Genomic DNA, 19,619 nt, shown 5'->3' with positions numbered 1-19,619 from the left:
ATTCGCCCTGCGCCATAGCTGTCGTGGGCGGGTGTCCTGCGTTGTAAGGACCGGGCGCGTCCCCTATAAGGCCCCAAGAGTTTGCGGAGCGTGAGCTTCGCGCGGAGGAGATCGACGATGCCGTGGAAGAATCAAGGCGGAGGCCCCTGGGGCTCCGGTCCGAAAGGTCCCTGGGGCTCCGGACCGCAATCACCGGGACCGAAGCCGCCCGATCTCGAGGATCTTCTGCGCCGCGGCCAGGACAAATTGCAGACGATGCTGCCCGGAGGAAACTTCAGCGGCATGGGCATCGCGCTGATCCTCGTCGCCGCACTGGCGATCTGGGGATTGTCCGGCTTCTTCCGCGTGCAGTCCGAAGAACTCGGCGTGGTGCTGCGCTTCGGCAAGCACGTGCGCACGGTTCAGCCCGGTCTGAACTATCATCTGCCTTATCCGATCGAGACCGTGCTGCTGCCGAAGGCGCTGCGTGTTTCGACTCTCAGCATCGGCATGCGCGTTGTCGATGACTCGCGCCGCGGCGGTGGCACCACCATCCGCGACGTTCCCGAGGAAAGCCTGATGCTGACCGGCGACGAGAACATCGTCGACGTGGACTTCACTGTGCTCTGGCGCATCAAGCCTGACGGCGTCGGCGACTTCCTGTTCAACATCCAGAATCCGGAAGGCACCGTGAAAGCGGTTGCCGAGAGCGCGATGCGCGACATCATCGGCCGTTCGCAGATCCAGCCGATCCTCACCGGCGCGCGCACGCAGACTGAAGCGGCTGTGCTCGAACTGATGCAGAAGACGCTCGACAGCTACGGCTCAGGCATTCTGATCCAGCAGGTGCAGATGCAGAAGGTCGATCCGCCGTCGCAGGTCATCGACGCATTCCGCGACGTTCAGGCGGCCCGCGCCGACTTCGAGCGTTTGCAGAACGAAGCACAGACCTACGCCAACCGCGTCGTTCCTGATGCACGCGGCCGGGCTGCGCAGATCCTGCAAGTCGCGGAGGGTTACAAGGAGCAGGCGGTGGCGGAAGCCAAGGGCCAGAGCGCGCGCTTCCTGAAGGTCTATGAGGAATACAAGAAGGCGCCGGACGTCACGCGGCAGCGCCTCTATCTTGAAACGATGGAGCGGGTGCTCGGCGGATCCGACAAGCTCGTGCTCGATCAGGGCGCGAACGCATCGGCACCGGGCGTCGTGCCTTATCTGCCATTGAGCGAGATTGGACGCCGCACAACGCCGGCAGCGCCGCAGCAGGGCGGGAGCAACCGATGAAAAACGGCATCGCAGGTATCGTCGCTCTTTTCGTAGTTCTGGTCGCCGTTGTCGTCGGCTACAGCTCGCTGTTCACCGTGAGCGAGACGCAGCAGGTTCTGCTTGTGCGCCTCGGCGAGCCGGTGCGCGTGGTGACCACGCCGGGTCTGAACTTCAAGGTGCCGTTCATCGACACCGTGATCAGCATCGACAAGCGTATTCTCGACCTGGAAAACCCGGCGCAGGAAGTGATCGCGTCGGACCAGAAGCGCCTCGTGGTGGATGCCTTCGCCCGTTATCGCATCAAGGACGCGTTGCGCTTCTATCAGACCCTCGGCTCGATCCAGGCGGCCAACATCCAGCTCACCACGCTGCTGAACGCGGCGATGCGCCGTGTGCTGGGTGAAGTGACCTTCATCACCGTGGTCCGGGATGATCGCGATGCGCTGATGAGCAAGATTCGCACCCAGCTCGACCGCGAAACCACCAGCTACGGCATTTCGGTGGTGGACGTCCGTATTCGCCGCGCCGATCTGCCCGAGCAGAACAGCCAGGCGGTCTATCAGCGCATGCAGACCGAACGTCAGCGTGAAGCGGCCGAGTTCCGCGCGCAGGGCGGCCAGAAGGCGCAGGAAATCCGCTCCAGGGCCGACCGCGAAGCGACGGTGATCATCGCCGACGCCAACTCGCAGGCCGAACAAGTCCGCGGTGAGGGCGACGGCGAGCGCAACCGCCTGTTCGCAGAGGCCTATGGCAAGGACGCGGACTTCTTCGCGTTCTATCGCTCGATGACCGCTTACGAGAACAGCCTGAAGAGCAACGATACGCGCTTCCTGCTGCGGCCGGATTCGGAGTTTTTCCGGTACTTCGCAAATCCGGCGGGCAAGCCTCCCGCCGCTGCGGGTTCCGCGCGTTAATATGCGGCGCGGAGAGCGGGATCAGGCAGGAGCCGTGTTCGGATGAAATCGATCGGGTACGGCGACCTCCTTGTCGGGGTCGGGGTCATGCTGGTTCTGGAGGGCCTGCTGTTCACGGCGCTCCCGAACTGGATGCGTTCGGCGATGAAGAGCGCGCTGTCCTCGCCGGACAACATCCTGCGCGCCGTCGGGCTTGTCTCGGCGGTGGTAGGCTTGCTTTTGATCTGGCTGGTGCGGCACCAGGGCTGACCTAAAGCCGGGTTTTCGCCGTAATCGGCAGGTTGATCGCTGGAATGCCGCGCAATGGTGGTGCTTGCGCACCCGTCGCGTTCAGGCGCAATCTGGATGCAAATGATCCGCCCCTTTCAGGAGACTTTTCGACCATGTCCGATGCGTTTCAAGCATTGAGCCGCCGCCTGTTGCCGCTCGCCGCGGCTGTGGGCTTCGCCATCGTTGCGACGCCTGCGCTGGCCCGCGGACCGGAAGGCATCGCCGACGTCGCGGAGAAGGTGATCGACGCGGTCGTCAACATTTCCACCTCGCAGACCGTCGACGCCAAGAACAACGACAGCGACAGGGGCAGTGACGAGCGCGGCAACAAGCGCGGCGCCAATCCGCAACTGCCGCCGGACTCGCCGTTCAGCGAGTTCTTCGACGAGTTCTTCAAGAACCGCCGGGGCGGTCCGGACTCCAGGGGCAACTCGCCGCGCAAGGTGAACTCGCTCGGCTCCGGCTTCATCATCGATACCGACGGCACCGTGGTGACCAACAATCACGTCATCGCCGATGCCGACGAGATCAACGTCATTCTCAACGACGGTACCAAGATCAAGGCTGAGCTGATTGGCCGGGACAAGAAGAGCGACCTCGCGGTCCTGAAGTTCACGCCGCCCGAGAAGAAGATCACCGCGGTGAAGTTCGGCAATTCCGACAGCCTGCGTCTCGGCGAGTGGGTGATTGCCATCGGCAACCCGTTCAGCCTCGGCGGCACGGTCACCGCCGGCATTGTCTCGGCGCGCAACCGCGACATCAACTCGGGGCCGTATGACAACTACATCCAGACCGACGCGGCGATCAATCGCGGCAACTCCGGCGGCCCGCTGTTCAATCTCGACGGCGAAGTCATTGGCGTGAACACCGCGATCATCTCGCCGTCGGGTGGCTCGATCGGCATCGGCTTCGCCGTGCCGTCGAAGACCGTGATGGCGGTGGTCGATCAGCTCCGCCAGTTCAAGGAAGTCCGCCGCGGCTGGCTCGGCGTCCGCATTCAGCAGGTCACCGACGAAATCGCCGAGAGCCTCAGCATCAAGCCGGCTCGCGGCGCGTTGATCGCGGGCGTCGATGACAAGGGTCCTGCCAAGCCTGCCGGCATTGAACCGGGTGATGTTGTCGTCAAGTTCGACGGCAAGGACATCAAGGAGATGAAGGATCTCCCGCGCGCCGTCGCCGACTCGCCGGTCGGCAAGGCCGTGGACGTCGTCATCATCCGCAAGGGCAAGGAAGAAACCAAGAAGGTGACCCTCGGCCGTCTCGACGATGGCGAGAAGCCGGTCGAAGCCTCCGCCAAGACCACTAGCCCGGTCGAAGCCGAAAAGCCTGTGACGCAAAAGGCGCTGGGCCTCGATCTCGCCGGTCTCAGCAAGGACCTGCGCGCGCGCTACAAGATCAAGGACAGCGTCAAGGGCGTGATCGTGACCGGCGTTGACGATGGGTCGGATGCTGCTGAAAAGCGGCTCAGCGCCGGCGATGTCATTGTCGAGGTCGCGCAGGAGGCGGTGACGAATGCCGCTGACGTCAAGAAGCGGGTCGACCAGCTGAAGAAAGACGGCAAGAAGTCCGTGCTGCTTCTGGTGTCCAACGGCAGCGGTGAGCTGCGCTTTGTGGCGTTGGCGGTGAAGTAACGCGCCAGATCAACATAATAAAAAATGCCCGGCCAATGTGCCGGGCATTTTCGTTTTCGGGCGGCGATCGATATGCGGTTTCAGCCCGCAACGAACTCGCTGCGCTTGTAACCTTGCATGTACAGCAGCGCGGAGAGATCGCCGTGATCGATCCGCGCGCCGGCGGCAGCCGCAACAGTGGGCTTGGCATGATAGGCGACGCCCGTGCCGGCCTGCTCGATCATGGCGAGATCGTTGGCGCCGTCGCCAACCACCATGGTGTCGAGATTGTCGAGATCGAAGGACTCGCGCAGGTCGACCAGCGTCGCGAGCTTCGCTTCGCGTCCCAAAATTGGCTCGGCCACCTGGCCGGTCAGCTTGCCGTCCTCGACCAGCAGCACGTTGGCGCGGTTTTCCTGAAACCCGATCATCTCAGCAACAGCTTTCGTGAACAGCGTGAAGCCGCCCGAGACGAGGCAGGTGTAGGCGCCGTGCGCGCGCATGGTGCCTACGAGGGCGACCGCGCCCGGTGTCAGCGTAATGCGGCTCTTGAGAACTTCATCGACCACGGTGACCGGCAGGCCTTTCAGCAGCGCCACGCGTTCGCGCAGCGCCGGTTCGAACTCGATCTCGCCGCGCATGGCGCGCTCGGTGATCGCGGCGACGTGCTTCTTGAGGCCCGCGAAGTCGGCGAGTTCGTCGATGCATTCCTGGCCGATCATGGTTGAATCCATGTCCGCTAGGAGCAGTTTCTTGCGCCGGTCGATCTGCGGCTGCACCACCACATCGACGCGGATGTCGCTCATCGCCTGGCGCAAACGATCTGAAATTGTGCGAATGTCCTCGGTGCTGCTAAAGCGGATGTCGGCCGCGACGCCTTCGAACAGCCAGTCGCCATGTTCCGGCGAAGTCAGCGCGGAGCGGGCGGCATCGATCGCGGTGGAGTCGAGCTCGGGCTCGGCGGGATTGCAGATCAACGTGGCGACGAGAGACATGACGGCTCGATGTTGAGGGATGACGGAGACGGGAAGGGCGGCACCAAGGCCGTGCTTATCGCAGGGCCGACGGCCAGCGGCAAGTCGGCGCTGGCGCTCGCCCTTGCAGAGGCGACCGGCGGCGTCGTCATCAATACCGATTCCATGCAGGTTTATCGTGACTTGCGGATCATCACGGCGCGGCCCTCACCGGAAGAAGAAGCGCGTGTTCCGCACCGGCTGTATGGATACTGCGATGCTGCGGTGAACTGCTCAGCGGGCACATGGGTTGCGGACGCGGCGGCGGCGCTGGCGGAGGCAAGGGCAGCTAACCTTCTGCCGATCTTCATCGGCGGCACGGGGCTTTATTTCAAGGCGCTGACGCGGGGACTCTCGGCAGTCCCGCCGATCCCGCAGAGGGTGCGTGATGATGTGCGGGCGCGGATGGAGCGCGATGGCGTCGAAGCGTTGCATGCTGAGTTGGTGCAGCGCGATCCGGTGTCCGGCGAAAAACTCAAGCCTCGCGACAGTGCGCGCATCGCGCGTGCGCTGGAGGTGATCGAGGCGACAGGGCGCGCATTGCCGGACTGGCATAGCGAAGGTCTGCCGCCGCTGCTCGAGCCGGACGGCGTTGTCGCGGTGTTTCTCGCGCCGGACCGCAAGGAGCTTTATGCGCGGATCAATGCGCGCTTCGAAAGCATGCTCGAGAAGGGAGCGCTGGACGAAGTCGCGGCGCTGGCCGCGCGCAAGCTCGATCCGATCCTGCCGGCGATGAAGGCGCACGGGGTGCCGGCCCTGATCCGGCATCTTGCGGGTGAGATTACGCTGGAACAGGCGATCTACACCGGCCAGATCGACACCCGTCATTACGCCAAGCGGCAGTTCACCTGGTTCAGGCACCAATTGCCGGAGTTTGAATGGGTGGCCCCCGATGCGGCCCGGGAATGGCTCACCCATGCACTTTCGCTATCGCCAAATGCAATGAAACCGATAAGCTCCGAAACCTGAGTGCGGGCTTGACTTTCGACCTGTGGGTCGTATAACCCGCGCAACCTTTGGAAACGCTTAGACGATCATGCGTAATAAAATTACCAGCCTTCTTATTACCGTCGTACCCTGGCGCACCGCTGGGGGTAGCTGACGGCTACCCACGAGAAGGCGGTGTGCGAAGGGTCCCTCTCGGGCCCTTTTTTGTTTTTGCGCATGACCCCGAGAGTTTGAAGCAGTTTCAAATCAGGTCATGCGGTAAGGAAGCCTCGACCAAATCAGCGCCAGCGGCGCCCCGGAGCGAACCATGAGTGACAGCAAGACACACGACTCCAACCAGATGACCGGCGCGGCGATGATCGTCCGCGCGCTCAAGGACCATGGGGTCAAGCACATCTTCGGTTATCCGGGCGGCGCGGTGCTTCCGATCTATGACGAGATTTTCCAGCAGAGCGATGTCGAGCACATCCTGGTGCGGCACGAGCAGGGCGCGGGCCATGCGGCCGAAGGTTACGCGCGCTCCACCGGTCTGCCCGGCGTTGCGCTGGTGACGTCCGGTCCGGGCGCCACCAACATGGTGACGCCGCTGACCGACGCGCTGATGGACTCGATCCCGCTGGTCTGCATCACCGGACAGGTGCCGACGCACCTGATCGGCAATGACGCGTTCCAGGAATGCGACACCGTCGGCATCACCCGGCCCTGCACCAAGCACAACTGGCTGGTGCGGCGGATCGAGGATCTGCCGAAGGTGCTGCATGAGGCATTCTATGTCGCGACCACCGGCCGTCCCGGCCCGGTGGTGGTGGACGTGCCGAAGGACGTGCAGTTCGCGACCGGCACCTATCATCCGCCGCGCAAGTCCGACGTGCATGTTTCCTACGCCCCGCGCGTGAAGGGCGATGCCGCGCAGATCCGCAAGGCGGTGGCGTTGCTCGCCTCGGCCAAGCGTCCCGTGATCTATTCCGGCGGTGGCGTGATCAATTCCGGCCGGGAAGCCTCGAAGCTGCTGCGTGAGCTCGTCGAGGTCACCGGATTCCCGATCACCTCGACGCTGATGGGCCTCGGCGCCTATCCGGCGTCGGGCAAGAACTGGCTCGGCATGCTCGGCATGCACGGCACCTACGAAGCCAACATGGCGATGCACGACTGTGACGTTATGCTGTGCATCGGCGCGCGTTTCGATGACCGCATCACCGGCCGCACCGACGCGTTCTCGCCGAATTCGAAGAAGATTCACATCGATATCGATCCATCGTCGATCAACAAGAATATCCGCGTCGATGTGCCGATCATCGGCGATGTCGCCAATGTGCTCGGCGACATCCTGACGGTGTTCAAGGCGGAAGCGAAGAAACCGAAGATCGATCCGTGGTGGTTCGAGATCGGGCGCTGGCGCGCGCGCAACTCGCTGGCCTACAAGAAGAACGACGACATCATCCTGCCGCAGTATGCGATCCAGCGGCTGTTCGAACTGACCAAGAAACACGACACCTACATCACGACGGAAGTCGGTCAGCATCAGATGTGGGCTGCGCAATTCTTCGGCTTCGAGGAGCCGCACCGCTGGATGACCTCCGGCGGTCTCGGCACCATGGGTTACGGCCTGCCGGCCGCGCTCGGCGTGCAGGTGGCGCATCCGGACAGCCTCGTGATCGATATTGCCGGTGATGCCTCGGTGCAGATGACGATGCAGGAGATGTCCTCGGCGGTTCAGTATGAACTGCCGATCAAGATCTTCATCCTGAACAACCAGTACATGGGCATGGTGCGCCAGTGGCAGCAGTTGTTGCACGGTAACCGGCTGTCGCATTCGTATTCCGAGGCGCTGCCGGATTTCGTCAAGCTCGCGGATGCATTCGGCTGCGTCGGACTTCAGGTGATGAAGCCCGCCGACCTCGACGGTGCGATCGATGAGATGATCAAGATCAAGAAGCCGGTGCTGTTCGATTGCCGTGTCGCCGCACTGGAAAACTGCTTCCCGATGATTCCGTCGGGCAAGGCCCATAACGAAATGCTGCTTCCGGCAGAAGCAAACGAAGAAGCAACGACCGCGGCGTTCGCCGGCGGCAAGGCGCTGGTGTGACAATGAAAGCAGATACAATGGAACAGCCCGCATCCGCGTACTTCATGGAGGAGCGTCACGATCCGAACGAGACGCACACGTTGTCCGTGCTCGTGCAGAACGAGCCGGGTGTGCTTGCGCGCGTGATCGGACTGTTTTCCGGCCGCGGCTACAACATCGACAGTCTCACGGTGTCGGAGACCGAACACGCCAAGCACATGTCGCTGATCACGATTGTCACGACCGGTACGCCGATGGTGATCCAGCAGATCAAGCATCAGCTCGACCGCATGATTCCCGTCTATCGCGTGGTGGACATGACGCTCACCGGCCGCGCCATCGAGCGCGAACTGGCGATGGTGAAGGTCAAGGGCACCGGCGATCTTCGCATGGAGGCGCTCCGGCTGTCGGAAGCGTTTCGTGCGCGGGTGATCGACGCCACCACCGAGAGCTTCGTGTTCGAGATCACCGGCGGCACCGCCAAGATCGACCAGTTCATCAACCTGATGGTACCGCTCGGGCTTGTCGAAGTGTCGCGCACCGGCGTCGCCGCCATCTCGCGCGGTCCGGAAAAAATGTAATCCCGCGCGCGCATCCTGCCCATGAAACCGATCGACATCGCACTCGCAATCGCGATTGCCGTGATCTGGGGAGTTGGCTTCGTGCTGACCCGGTTCGCGGTCGAAGAGATGTCGGCGACGCTGCTGACGACGCTGCGCTTCGGAATTACGGCGCTGCCATGCCTGTTTCTGCCGCGCCCGAAGCTGTCATGGGGGCTGATCATCGCGATCAGCTGGTTGCTGGTGGCGCAGTTCCTAGCGCAGACCTACGGCCTGGCGCATGGCGTGCCGGCCGGTCTGACTGCGGTGATCGTGCAGAGCCAGGCTCTGTTCACCGTCGCCTTCGCGGCGATTTTCCTGCGTGAGCTACCGACGCGGCTTCAGATGCTCGGCATCGCGATCGCGATGTGCGGGTTGCTGCTGATCTGCTTCACAGTCGGTTACGATTTCAGCGTCTGGGCGTTTTCGGTATCGATGACCGCGCCAATCAGCTTTGCGGTCTCCAACCTGATGCTTCGCCGCGCGCAGGATGTGTCGATGCTCGACCTGTTCGCATGGATTGGTCTCTTGGCAATGCTGCCGCTGCTCGTGGTTCTGTTCACCGTCGATGGGCCGGCCGTCACATGGCATGCACTGACGCACATGTCTCTTCTGGCGGCTTCGTCTGTGCTGGCGCTGGCGCTGCTCGGAACCACACTGGGTTACTGGATCTGGGGCCGGCTGCTGCGGAGGTATTCCGCCGCGCAGGTGGTGCCGTTTGCGCTGCTGGTGCCGTTTTTCGGCGCGGGTGCATCGAGTATCGTTTTCGGCGAGACGTTCGGGACGCTGCGCCTGACCGGTATGATCGTCGTTGTGTTCGGGATTGCGGTGATGCTGCTGTCGCGCCGCCCGCCGCCGCTGGTGGAAGTGGCCTGAACCATGATCTCTCAGCAACTCGCCATCGCCTTCATCGCCTTTGCTGCTGCGGCGCTGTTCACGCCGGGGCCTAACAACATCATGCTGATGGCGTCTGGGCTGAACTACGGATTTCGGCGAACATTGCCGCATGTCGCCGGTGTCACCATTGGATTCTCGTTTCTGGTGGCGGTGATCGGGCTCGGGCTTGGTGCGGTGTTCGCGGCCTACCCGGTGCTGCATACGATCCTGAAATATGCCGGCGCGGCTTATCTGATTTACCTTGCCATCGTGATTGCGATGTCTGGTCCCGCCGATACCGATGGAGCGGGTGAGGGCAAGCCGATGACGTTCCTCGGTGCGGCGATGTTCCAGTGGGTCAACGTCAAGGGCTGGGTGATCGCGGTGGGCGCCATTACCGCCTATGCCGCCATAGCAGCCTATCCGTTGAACATCGCGGCGCTTTCGATCCTGCTGTTCCTGATCGGCCTGGGGTCGTCGCTGACCTGGGTGCTGCTCGGGACCTCGCTGCAGGCGGTGGTGAAATCCCCCCGTGCGGTCCGCATTTTCAACGTCGTCATGGCCCTGCTTTTGCTGGCCTCGCTTTACCCCGTTCTGAAGGAGCCCTGATTTAGTTGCACTGCAGAAATGGGGCTTACGGGCTTGTCTCGTAGCACCAGCCGCCCTACACAACGGCGGCAATTCATCCGGGCCCTGGCCCGATCCCATCCGAAAAACGCACGAACAAGGCCAATCGTGGCCGCCTGAGAAGGAAAACGAAAATGCGTGTTTACTACGATCGCGACGCCGACCTGAACCTGATCAAGGGCAAGAAGGTGGTCATCGTCGGTTACGGCAGCCAGGGCCACGCCCACGCGCTGAACCTGAAGGACTCGGGCGTCAAGGATGTCGCTATTGCGCTGCGCAAGGGCTCTGCCACCGTCAAGAAGGCCGAGAACGCCGGCTTCAAGGTGATGGAAGTTGCCGACGCCGCAAAATGGGCCGACGTTGTGATGATGCTGACGCCTGACGAATTGCAGGGCGACATTTATCGCGATCATCTGCACAACAACATGAAGCAGGGCGCTGCGCTGCTGTTCGCCCACGGCCTCAACGTGCACTTCAACCTGATCGAGCCGCGCGCTGACCTCGACGTGCTGATGGTTGCGCCGAAGGGCCCCGGCCACACCGTCCGCTCCGAGTACCAGCGTGGCGGCGGCGTGCCGACCCTGATCGCGATCCACAAGGATTCGTCGGGCAACGCGCATGACCTCGGCCTGTCCTACGCCTCTGCCATCGGCGGCGGCCGCGCCGGCGTCATCGAAACCACCTTCAAGGAAGAGTGCGAGACCGACCTGTTCGGCGAGCAGGCTGTTCTTTGCGGTGGCACCGTCGAACTGATCCGCGCCGGCTACGAGACGCTGGTGGAAGCAGGTTACGCGCCGGAAATGGCCTACTTCGAGTGCCTGCACGAACTGAAGCTGATCGTGGACCTGATCTATGAAGGCGGCATCGCCAACATGAACTACTCGATCTCCAACACCGCCGAGTACGGCGAGTACGTCACCGGTCCGCGGATCATCACCGCCGAGACCAAGGCTGAGATGAAGCGCGTGCTGACCGACATTCAGTCGGGCAAGTTCACCCGCGACTGGATGCTGGAAAACAAGGTCAACCAGGCGTCGTTCAAGGCGACCCGCGCCCGCGCCAACGCGCACGACATCGAAGCGGTCGGCGCCAAGCTCCGCGACATGATGCCGTGGATCAAGGAAAAGGCGCTGGTCGACAAGACCAAGAACTGATCTCTCCTCCTTTCGGGAGGTCGGGCCGGCTGCCGCGAGGTAGCCGGCCTTTTCTTTTGGGGCAGCTGAACACCGGCTGAATGTCGGCCTTAACCGAACGAAATATGTCGCAGGGTCAGTCCCTTGTGGTTTCATGACGGTTCTATTACGTTTTTGTGACACGTCGCGGTTTCCGGCCGCGCGGTTGGCCTCCTGGTCTTCGCCAGCCAAGGCCTCGGACAGTGCCGGGTTTAGTTCGCGTCGAGGCAATGTTGCCGCTGCTGACACCAGCTTCTCCAGCGATGAATTCGATGGCCGCCCGCCGTCGCGTTCTGCCGTAGCGGAGCGCACCGTGTCCGTGATCACCACATCGACTCCGGCCTGCGGCAGGGTTCAACTTTGGCTGAAACGGCTCGGCGATACCGGGTGGCTCTGGCGTCTGCGTGTTGCGCTGATCGCGGCGATACATCTCACCGCTGTCTATGTTCTGGCGTCGGTCGAGTACGGCCCATTCGCGATGACGCTGGCGTTGCTGACATGGGGGCTGCTGAACTTCCTCTGGCTGGTCGCGTTCCGCCGTCCCGGCGTGTCCGCGGCGTTGTCGCTGGCGCTGGTCGCAGCCCTGATCGTGCTGTCGCAGTTCAAGTACGGGATCACGCAGCTCACGCTGACGTTTCTGGATTTTCTGATCATCGATCGCGACACGGTTTCGTTTCTGCATTCGATCTTTCCGCAGCTTAAGACGCAGTCCGTCCTGCTCGCGGCCATCGCTGTGCCTGTGATTTGGCTGATCTGGCGCGCCGACCCGTTCCGCATTCGCCGCGCGACGGCCGCTGCCGGTGCAGGCGTCTGCATGCTTGGCGTCGTCGGCCTGTCGGTAGCCAATCCCGAACAGCCGTGGGAGCCGTTCCAGGGCGTCAATCACATTTCCAATCTTGCGCGATCCGGGGTCGTCTCTGTGTCGCATCTGACATCGACGACAGGATGGATCGAGGCGGACTCGAAAAGCCTTGTCGGGTCCGCGCAGGCCACACCGCTCACCACCTGCGCGCCGCGCGGGAAGCGTCCGAACATCATCATGGTGCTGGACGAATCCAGCTTCGACATCACGGCTGCTCCCGGCATCAAGGTGCCTGAGGACTATCGGAACTATTTCAAATCCTCCGACGGGCAGAGGCGCTCGTTCGTCACGGAATCCAGCGGCGGACCGACCTGGTACACCGAGTTCAACGTGCTGACCGGCCTGTCGGCGCGGTCGTTCGGCAAGATGAAGTTCTATGTGACGCGAATTACGGCGGGGAAGATTTCACGCGGACTGCCGCAGGCGTTGCAACGCTGCGGCTACCGGACATTCTCGCTGTATCCGACGTACGGGAATTTCCTCAGCGCACGGAATTTCCAGACCTCTGCCGGTGTCGGGAAATTCATCGACATGGCCGACATGGGCGTCAGCGAGGACATGCAGCCCGACAAGTTCTACTTCGATCAGGCGTTGCAACTGATCGCGCGGGAGCGCAAGACCGAGCAGCCGATGTTCGTCTTTGTCTACCTGACCGCCAATCATTTTCCATGGACGTCGACCTATCGCTCCGATCTCACGCCGGCTGGGTGGAAGGCGCCGGGCAATACGGCTGAAGTCGACGAATACATCCGCCGCCAGACCATGACGGCATCGGACTATGCGAGCTTCGTGGCGCGGCTGAAGAGCGAGCATCCGGATGAGCCGTTCCTGCTGGTGCGGTTCGGCGACCATCAACCCGCGATCTCGCAGAAGCTGCTGGAGCCGAAGCTGCCGCAGCCGCTGCTCGCCGATCGCATCATGACGCACGATCCGCGCTACTACAAAACCTACTATGCGATCGACGCACTCAACTACAAGCCGGACATGTCGTCGGCTCTGGAGACGCTTGATGCGGCTTATCTGCCGCTTGCGATTCAGGATGCAGCAGGTATCCCGCTCGATCCGTCGTTCATCGAGCAGAAGAAGATCATGCTCCGCTGCCGGGGCCTGTTCTATTCGTGCAAGGATGGCGCGGAAGCGAGGCGCTTCAACCGCCTGCTGATGGACGCCGGGTTCGTGAAGAATCTCTAGCGCTTTCCAATTTTCTCCCACAGCCACCGCGCCACCGCATCCGGCGAACTCGTACCGTTACCGTTGCTGGCACGCAGGTTGGCCTCGCGCATGGTGGCGATATCGATCTTGCCGAGCAATGGTTGCAGTGCGTCGCGCAGCTTCGTGTCGCCGGCGCGTTTCGGCGCAATCAGCACGACAGCGTCATAGGGCGGGATTGCAGCCTTCGGATCGTTCAGCACGACGAGATCGTATTTCGCGATCAGCCCGTCGCTGGTGTAGCCCGCAATCACATCCACCTCGCCGGATGCAACCGCCGCGTACATGAAGTCGGGCTGCATCTGCCGCTGCTGGCGAAAAGCGAGATTGTAACTCCGGCGCAGCGCCGCCCATTCCGGCCGAGAGAAGAACTCATAATCGCCCGCGATCGAGAGCGAGGATGCGCGCGGCGCGAGATCGGCAATGGTACGGATGCCGAGTTCTTCGGCGCGCTTGCGCGGCATCACCAGCGCATAGGCATTCTCAAATCCAAGTTCGCCGAGCAGGGAAATCCCGTATTTGTCTTTGAGCGTTGTTGCCAGGTCGCTCAGCAATTCCTTGCGGGGCTTGATGTCGATGCGCGTGAGCTGGTTGGCCCACAGCGTGCCGGAATAATCCACATAGACGTCGATGTCACCGGAGGCGAGTGCTTCGAAGATCACATTGGAGCCGAGGCCTTCGCGCGGCGTGGCCGACAGCCCCGCGGCCTGCAAGCGCTGGGCGATCAGCGAGGAGAGAATGTACTGCTCGGTGAAAGTCTTAGCACCGACGACATAGCTCGTTTTGCCGCGAGCCATTGCAGGCACCAGCGTCGCCGCGATCAAGGCGACAAGGCCAAGACAGCCGGCAATGATGCGCGTGCGGCTGTTCAGTTTCACGCCGCCTTCGATCAGCGCCAGCAACTGATCGACTGCGAGGGCCAGCAAAGCCGCGGCGGCGCAGCCGAACAGCACGAATACCCAGTTCTGCGTCTGCAATCCGGCGAAGATGTAGTTGCCAAGGCTTGTCTGGCCGATCGGCGTCGAGAGTGTTGCCGTGCCGATCACCCAGACGGCAGCAGTGCGGATACCGGCCATGATCACCGGCAGCGCCAGCGGAAGCTCAACCATCGTGAGCGATTGCCGCTGTGTCATGCCGACACCTTCCGCGGCTTCCATGATCGCAGGATCGATCCCCTGCAATCCGGTGATGGTGTTCCGTAGCACCGGCAGCATGCTGTAGAGCGCCAGCGCCAGAACCGATGGCAGGAACCCGAAGGCCGAAAAGCCATGGCCGAACCATTGCAGCGACAGTCCGGCCAGCGCTAGTAACAACGGATAGAACAGCGCGAGAAGGGCGAGGCCTGGCACGGTCTGCACGATGCTGGCGACGCCGAGCGCGATGTCACGCGGCAACGGCCGCTTTCGGACGATCAGCGCAAGGGGAAAGCTGATCACGAGCCCGAGCGCCAATGCCGTCAGGCTGACGCGGACGTGACTGCCCAGATAGTCGGGCAGGCGCGTCAGGGCGTCGCTCCAGCGCGGATCGGACCAGAAATTCATGCCCGATCCTTTGGCAATAATTCCTGCAATCGCTCGGCCTGCCGGCGCGGGGCGTTGAGCAGTTCGCCGACATAGGCGTCGCGGCTGTTCGATAACTCCCGCGCCGCGCCTTGCGCGACCAGACGCCCGGCGCACATGACTGCGACGCGGTCCGCGAGCAGCAGCGCTTCCGTCATGTCGTGAGTGATCATCACCGTGGTTAGCCCGAGGCTGCGATGCAGTGCGCGATAATCTTCGCCAAGCGCATCGCGGGTGAGGGGATCGAGCGCGCCAAACGGCTCGTCCATCAAAACGATCCTTGGATTTGCTGCCAACGCGCGCGCCACGCCGACGCGCTGGCGCTGGCCGCCAGAAAGTTCGTGCGGAAACCGGTCTTTGTGCGCCCGCTCCAGTCGGACCAGATCGATCAATTCATCGACGCGCGCGGAAATCTTTTGAGCCGGGGTGCCCAGCAGCCGCGGTGTGATGCCGATATTGTCTGCGACGGTCATGTGCGGAAAAAGTCCGCCGCTCTGGAATACGTACCCGATGCTTCGGCGAAGCGCGATGGGATCGAGTCCGCGCACATCGTCGCCGTGAACGCGCACAGTGCCGCTGTCGGGTGCGATCAGGCGATTGGCCAGCCGCAGCAGCGTGGTTTTGCCGGAGCCGGAGCCGCCGACGACGGCCAGAAATTCTCCGGCCGTCACATCGAGCGAGACGCCGTCGATGGCCTTGATACGGCCTCGCTCGAAGCTCTTGCCGACATTGTCGTAGGCGATGGACGGCGCGGCACTGGTCATGCCGCATGATGGACCATCGGTGCTAGGCTGTCGACGGGCCGAGCGCCGCCGTGTAGCGTGCCGCGATCAATCGGAGAGTTATCGTCATGGCCAGGAACGGCAAGTCCGCGCAACCGAGCGTGAAACAGTTGAAGTCCTATGTGGACCCGTTCCGGGTCGATGGTTCGCAGGAATTTCACCTTAAATCACACAAGCCCGGCGAGAAGGGCGGCCTCGACAAGGACGCGGCGCGCGCGCTCGTCGACGCCAATCGCGGAAGAATGCGCGAGCTGCAGGAGAAGCTTTATGCGCAGGATCGCTGGTCGGTGCTGCTGATCTTCCAGGGCATGGATGCCGCCGGCAAGGACAGCGCTATTGAAAACGTGATGTCGGGCATCAATCCGCAAGGCTGTCAGGTCTATTCGTTCAAGCAGCCATCCACGAAAGAGCTCGATCACGATTTCATGTGGCGGACCTCGAAGTGCGCGCCCGAGCGCGGGCGGATCGGCATCTTCAATCGTTCCTATTACGAAGAGGTGCTGGTGGTTCGTGTGCATCCAGAGATTCTGGCGAAGCAGCGGATTCCGCCTGAACTGGTGACGAAGAATATCTGGCGCGAACGCTTCGAGGATATTACGTCGTACGAAAGATATCTTGCGCGCAACGGCACGCTGATCCTGAAATTCTTTCTCAACATTTCCAAGGAGGAACAGCGCCAGCGTTTTCTCGATCGGCTCGATCAGCCGGCGAAGAACTGGAAGTTCTCGCTCGGCGATGTGGCTGAGCGCAAATTATGGGACAAGTATCAGGCGGCCTATCAGGATCTGATCCATCATACGTCGGCAAAGCATGCGCCATGGATTGTCGTGCCAGCCGACCACAAATGGTTTGCCCGCCTCGTGATCAGCTCAGCCATTGTGACCGCGATTGAAAAACTCAACCTGAAATTTCCTGAAGCCGACAAAGGCGACGCAGGTGAACTGAAAGAGGTGAAGATCGCCCTCGAACGAGAGGGACAAGGCGCGGCCGTTCGTGTGCCGAAAGCAAAGGTTGCGCCCTCGAAAAAGGGAACTGTTTGATAGGATTGCGACCCGTTTCGGTCTGCCCCCATAATTCACAGTTCCCATATTGCGGGTTGCCGAGAGCGCCTGCCGAAAATATTATGCAGATGGGCGAGGATTCCTTCTGTGGCTAACCTGCGTACGCTTGTTTTCTTGTTGCTCTTGATCGGCCTCGGCGCCGCATTGAGTCCGATGGCGCATGCCGAGTGGTGGAAGTTTTACACTCCAAAAGACTTCGAGGAGTGTTCCCAAAGCGCGGGACAGCCAGGACTTTCGAAGGATGCCCAGGAAAAGATCATCTCGGGATGCGATTCAAAATTCGCAGGTCGGCGCAAGGCGGGCGGCGGCTACACGTATTTCGATTTCATGCAAAACCGTCACTTCGACATCGCCGGTCCAAATCCCACACCGCAGGAATTGAAGCGGATGGATCAGGAATATCTGGCCTATCTTGAGGTGAACCCTGAGCCTCCCGTTGAGGTTGCTGACGCAGGTCAGGCCATCGCGGCGATCAATAATCAGATGAGGCCTGTCAGCCAGAACCCGGCGCAGCCCGCGGTTGCCGCAAAGCAGCCTGTTGCCGCTCCTCCGGTGCGGGCTCGCAAAAAGCCGGCCTGCAAGGACGATGCATTGGCCTGCGGGCTGGCAAAAATCACGGCCACCGTGACGGATCTGAAGCACGCCTTGCTGGGCGCGGATGCCAAACGAGAGGCGCCTCAGCCTGCCGCCATCCGCCCGCCCAGGGCGATAGGGCAGCCTTCCTGACCAATCTTTGGCGTTGCGGGACCTCGCCGTTCTCGTCTAGAACGGCCTGACGGAACGCTTCGGCAACCATCCATCAATGATTTTGGGCCGATTATGCGGTTTCGAGGATGAAATCGATGATTCGCTACGGCATTCAGGGACAGCAGGGAACGGTGGCATTCGCCGCCGGGCTCGACGCGATTCCTGCTGCGCCGATTTCGTCCCTTCTTGGCGGGCTTCTGCTTCTTATCTGCCCCTGAGGGCCGTCTGGGCATTTGCGCCTGGGCACTCAGGGGTTCGACGACAGCACCGAAACCCGAGCGCCCTGACGTGGCGCATCTGACCAAAGGATTTTCCCAATGAATACCGCGAACAAGTCCGACAAGGACCGCGTCGTTATCTTCGACACCACCTTGCGTGACGGCGAGCAATGCCCCGGAGCGACAATGACCTTCGAGGAAAAGCTCGAGGTCGCGGATTTGCTCGACTCCATGGGCGTCGACATCATCGAGGCCGGTTTTCCGATCGCCTCCGACGGCGATTTTGAAGCCGTCCGCGAAATCGCCAAGCGCACGAAGAACGCTGTGGTTTGCGGTCTCTCCCGCGCGGCCCACAAGGACATCGACCGCTGCGCCGAGGCAATCCGTCCGGCGCGCCGCGGCCGCATCCACACCTTCCTGTCCACCTCGCCGGTGCACATGAAGTACAAGCTGCAGATGGAGCCGGCGGATGTGCACGAACTGGTGATCTCGCAGGTCACGAGGGCGCGCAATCACACCGATGACGTCGAGTGGTCGTCGGAAGACGGCACCCGCACGGAATTCGACTTCCTGTGCCGCTGCGTGGAATCGGCGATCAAGGCTGGTGCCACCACCATCAATATCCCGGACACCGTCGGCTACAGCGTGCCGGAGGAATACTACGACCTGTTCAAGCGCGTGCGCGAGACGGTGCCGAATGCCGACAAGGCGGTGTTCTCGGTGCATTGTCACAACGATCTCGGCATGGCGGTGGCGAATTCGCTGGCCGGTGTCCGTGCGGGTGCGCGGCAGATCGAATGCACCATCAACGGCATCGGCGAGCGTGCGGGCAATGCCGCGCTCGAGGAAGTCGTGATGGCGATGCGCGTGCGCAACGACAAGTTGCCGTACTGGAACAACATCGACACGACGATGCTGACGCGCGCATCGAAGTCGGTGGCTGCGGCGACGTCGTTCCCGGTGCAGTACAACAAGGCCATCGTCGGTCGTAATGCCTTCGCGCACGAAAGCGGCATCCATCAGGACGGCATGCTCAAGAACGCGCAAACCTACGAGATCATGCTGCCGGAGACGGTCGGCGTGAAGCAGACCTCGCTGGTGATGGGCAAGCATTCCGGCCGCCATGCCTTCATCCACAAACTGGAGGACATGGGCTACAAGCTGGCGCAGAACCAATTGGAAGACGCCTTCGTGCGCTTCAAGGCTTTGGCCGACCGCAAGAAGGACATCTACGACGAAGACATCGAGGCGCTGGTCGATCAGGAGATCGCCCATTCGCACGACCGGATTCATCTCGTGTCCCTGACGGTGATAGCCGGCACGCATGGACCGCAGCGCGCGACCATGAAGCTCGATATCGATGGTCAGGTCAGAATCGAGGAAGCCGAGGGCAACGGTCCGGTGGACGCCACGTTCAACTGCATCAAGTCGCTGGTGCCGAACGAAGCAAAGCTGGAACTCTATCAGGTCCATGCGGTAACTGCCGGCACCGATGCGCAGGCCGAGGTCTCCGTGCGGCTGTCGCAGGACGGGCGTTCCGTCACGGCGCGTGCTGCGGATCCTGACACGCTGGTGGCTTCGGCGAAGGCGTATCTCAGTGCGCTGAACAAGATTGTCATGAAGAAGCAGCGTGACACGTCTGCGGTGGCTGCCGCGGGTCACTGATCGTCTCTTCACCTGCGAATAAACGAAACGCGGTGCATCTTGGTGCACCGCGTTTTGCGTTGCAGCAATCGCGACGGCGCGCCCCCTTCTAACGGGCAATGGTCTTGACCACGCCAGTCTGCGATGATCCGGTTTGGTCCGGAATTAAGCCTCGGAACAACCGCGGCTCAACAATGCCTT

The 19,619-nt window shown here is 62.0% G+C and carries 18 protein-coding genes; 15 read left to right on the top strand and 3 right to left on the bottom strand.

What is annotated here, in order from left to right; translation table 11 throughout:
- Positions 1–117: 117 nt before the first annotated feature.
- The 4 genes from hflK to AC1Q67_RS04770 all read left to right on the top strand — a co-directional run bounded on the left by hflK (position 118) and on the right by AC1Q67_RS04770 (position 4,057).
- Positions 118–1,260 (top strand): FtsH protease activity modulator HflK, encoded by a 1,143-nt coding sequence (gene hflK / locus AC1Q67_RS04785; RefSeq protein WP_492234994.1) that lies wholly within the window; start codon positions 118–120, stop codon positions 1,258–1,260.
- Positions 1,257–2,156, top strand: a complete 900-nt coding sequence (gene hflC, locus AC1Q67_RS04780) for a protease modulator HflC (protein WP_024576324.1) — start codon at positions 1,257–1,259, stop codon at positions 2,154–2,156. Before hflK ends, hflC begins: the two co-directional genes overlap by 4 nt.
- A gap of 42 nt (positions 2,157–2,198) precedes the next feature.
- Positions 2,199–2,405 (top strand): DUF2065 domain-containing protein, encoded by a 207-nt coding sequence (locus AC1Q67_RS04775; RefSeq protein ID WP_024576323.1) that lies wholly within the window; start codon positions 2,199–2,201, stop codon positions 2,403–2,405.
- Positions 2,406–2,539: 134 nt separating this feature from the next.
- Positions 2,540–4,057 (top strand): DegQ family serine endoprotease, encoded by a 1,518-nt coding sequence (locus tag AC1Q67_RS04770; protein ID WP_492234995.1) that lies wholly within the window; start codon positions 2,540–2,542, stop codon positions 4,055–4,057.
- 80 nt (positions 4,058–4,137) lie between these two features.
- Here the strand turns inward: AC1Q67_RS04770 and serB are convergent, their stop codons facing one another.
- A complete protein-coding gene (serB, locus tag AC1Q67_RS04765) occupies positions 4,138–5,031 on the bottom strand; it encodes a phosphoserine phosphatase SerB (protein ID WP_492234996.1) in 894 nt (297 codons plus the stop codon).
- 9 nt (positions 5,032–5,040) lie between these two features.
- On the opposite strand from serB, the gene miaA reads away from it, so the two are divergent.
- The 7 genes from miaA to AC1Q67_RS04730 all read left to right on the top strand — a co-directional run bounded on the left by miaA (position 5,041) and on the right by AC1Q67_RS04730 (position 13,389).
- Positions 5,041–6,018: a tRNA (adenosine(37)-N6)-dimethylallyltransferase MiaA gene (gene miaA, locus AC1Q67_RS04760; RefSeq protein ID WP_492234997.1), complete on the top strand. Its 978-nt coding sequence runs from the start codon at positions 5,041–5,043 to the stop codon at positions 6,016–6,018.
- 286 nt (positions 6,019–6,304) lie between these two features.
- Positions 6,305–8,083 (top strand): acetolactate synthase 3 large subunit, encoded by a 1,779-nt coding sequence (locus AC1Q67_RS04755; protein WP_492234998.1) that lies wholly within the window; start codon positions 6,305–6,307, stop codon positions 8,081–8,083.
- Between the two features lie 17 nt (positions 8,084–8,100).
- On the top strand, positions 8,101–8,643 hold the full coding sequence (gene ilvN, locus AC1Q67_RS04750) for an acetolactate synthase small subunit (RefSeq protein WP_006021663.1): 543 nt from the start codon (positions 8,101–8,103) through the stop codon (positions 8,641–8,643).
- A gap of 21 nt (positions 8,644–8,664) precedes the next feature.
- Entirely contained in the window at positions 8,665–9,537 is an 873-nt protein-coding gene (locus tag AC1Q67_RS04745; RefSeq protein WP_492234999.1) for an EamA family transporter, read from the top strand.
- Between the two features lie 3 nt (positions 9,538–9,540).
- Complete coding sequence (locus AC1Q67_RS04740; protein WP_029659534.1) at positions 9,541–10,146, top strand: LysE family translocator; 606 nt, start codon at positions 9,541–9,543, stop codon at positions 10,144–10,146.
- A gap of 152 nt (positions 10,147–10,298) precedes the next feature.
- Positions 10,299–11,318, top strand: coding sequence for a ketol-acid reductoisomerase (ilvC, locus tag AC1Q67_RS04735; protein WP_024576316.1), 1,020 nt, complete (start codon positions 10,299–10,301; stop codon positions 11,316–11,318).
- Positions 11,319–11,649: 331 nt separating this feature from the next.
- Positions 11,650–13,389: an LTA synthase family protein gene (locus AC1Q67_RS04730; protein ID WP_492235000.1), complete on the top strand. Its 1,740-nt coding sequence runs from the start codon at positions 11,650–11,652 to the stop codon at positions 13,387–13,389.
- On the opposite strand, the gene AC1Q67_RS04725 is transcribed toward AC1Q67_RS04730, so the two are convergent.
- Together AC1Q67_RS04725 and AC1Q67_RS04720 are read right to left on the bottom strand one after the other, a co-directional pair.
- Positions 13,386–14,948 (bottom strand): glycine betaine ABC transporter substrate-binding protein, encoded by a 1,563-nt coding sequence (locus AC1Q67_RS04725; RefSeq protein WP_492235001.1) that lies wholly within the window; start codon positions 14,946–14,948, stop codon positions 13,386–13,388. The genes AC1Q67_RS04730 and AC1Q67_RS04725 overlap by 4 nt on opposite strands.
- Positions 14,945–15,730 carry an ATP-binding cassette domain-containing protein gene (locus tag AC1Q67_RS04720; RefSeq protein ID WP_492235002.1) on the bottom strand — a complete coding sequence of 262 codons (786 nt, stop codon included), beginning with the start codon at positions 15,728–15,730 and terminating at the stop codon, positions 14,945–14,947. The genes AC1Q67_RS04725 and AC1Q67_RS04720 overlap by 4 nt, the downstream gene beginning before the upstream one ends.
- 86 nt (positions 15,731–15,816) lie before the next feature.
- Here AC1Q67_RS04720 and AC1Q67_RS04715 point away from each other — a divergent pair, with 86 nt between their 5' ends.
- From AC1Q67_RS04715 to AC1Q67_RS04700, 4 genes are all read left to right on the top strand, one after another.
- Positions 15,817–16,788: a polyphosphate kinase 2 family protein gene (locus AC1Q67_RS04715; RefSeq protein WP_492235003.1), complete on the top strand. Its 972-nt coding sequence runs from the start codon at positions 15,817–15,819 to the stop codon at positions 16,786–16,788.
- Between the two features lie 108 nt (positions 16,789–16,896).
- A complete protein-coding gene (locus tag AC1Q67_RS04710; RefSeq protein WP_492235004.1) occupies positions 16,897–17,535 on the top strand; it encodes a hypothetical protein in 639 nt (212 codons plus the stop codon).
- 107 nt (positions 17,536–17,642) lie between these two features.
- A complete protein-coding gene (locus AC1Q67_RS04705; RefSeq protein ID WP_492235005.1) occupies positions 17,643–17,774 on the top strand; it encodes a hypothetical protein in 132 nt (43 codons plus the stop codon).
- Positions 17,775–17,873: 99 nt separating this feature from the next.
- Positions 17,874–19,439: a 2-isopropylmalate synthase gene (locus AC1Q67_RS04700; protein ID WP_492235006.1), complete on the top strand. Its 1,566-nt coding sequence runs from the start codon at positions 17,874–17,876 to the stop codon at positions 19,437–19,439.
- The last annotated feature ends 180 nt before the right edge of the window (positions 19,440–19,619 follow it).

The sequence above is a fragment of the Afipia sp. GW823-FHT06G09 genome (assembly GCF_058794875.1).
This window is presented reverse-complemented; position numbering and strand designations above follow the sequence as displayed.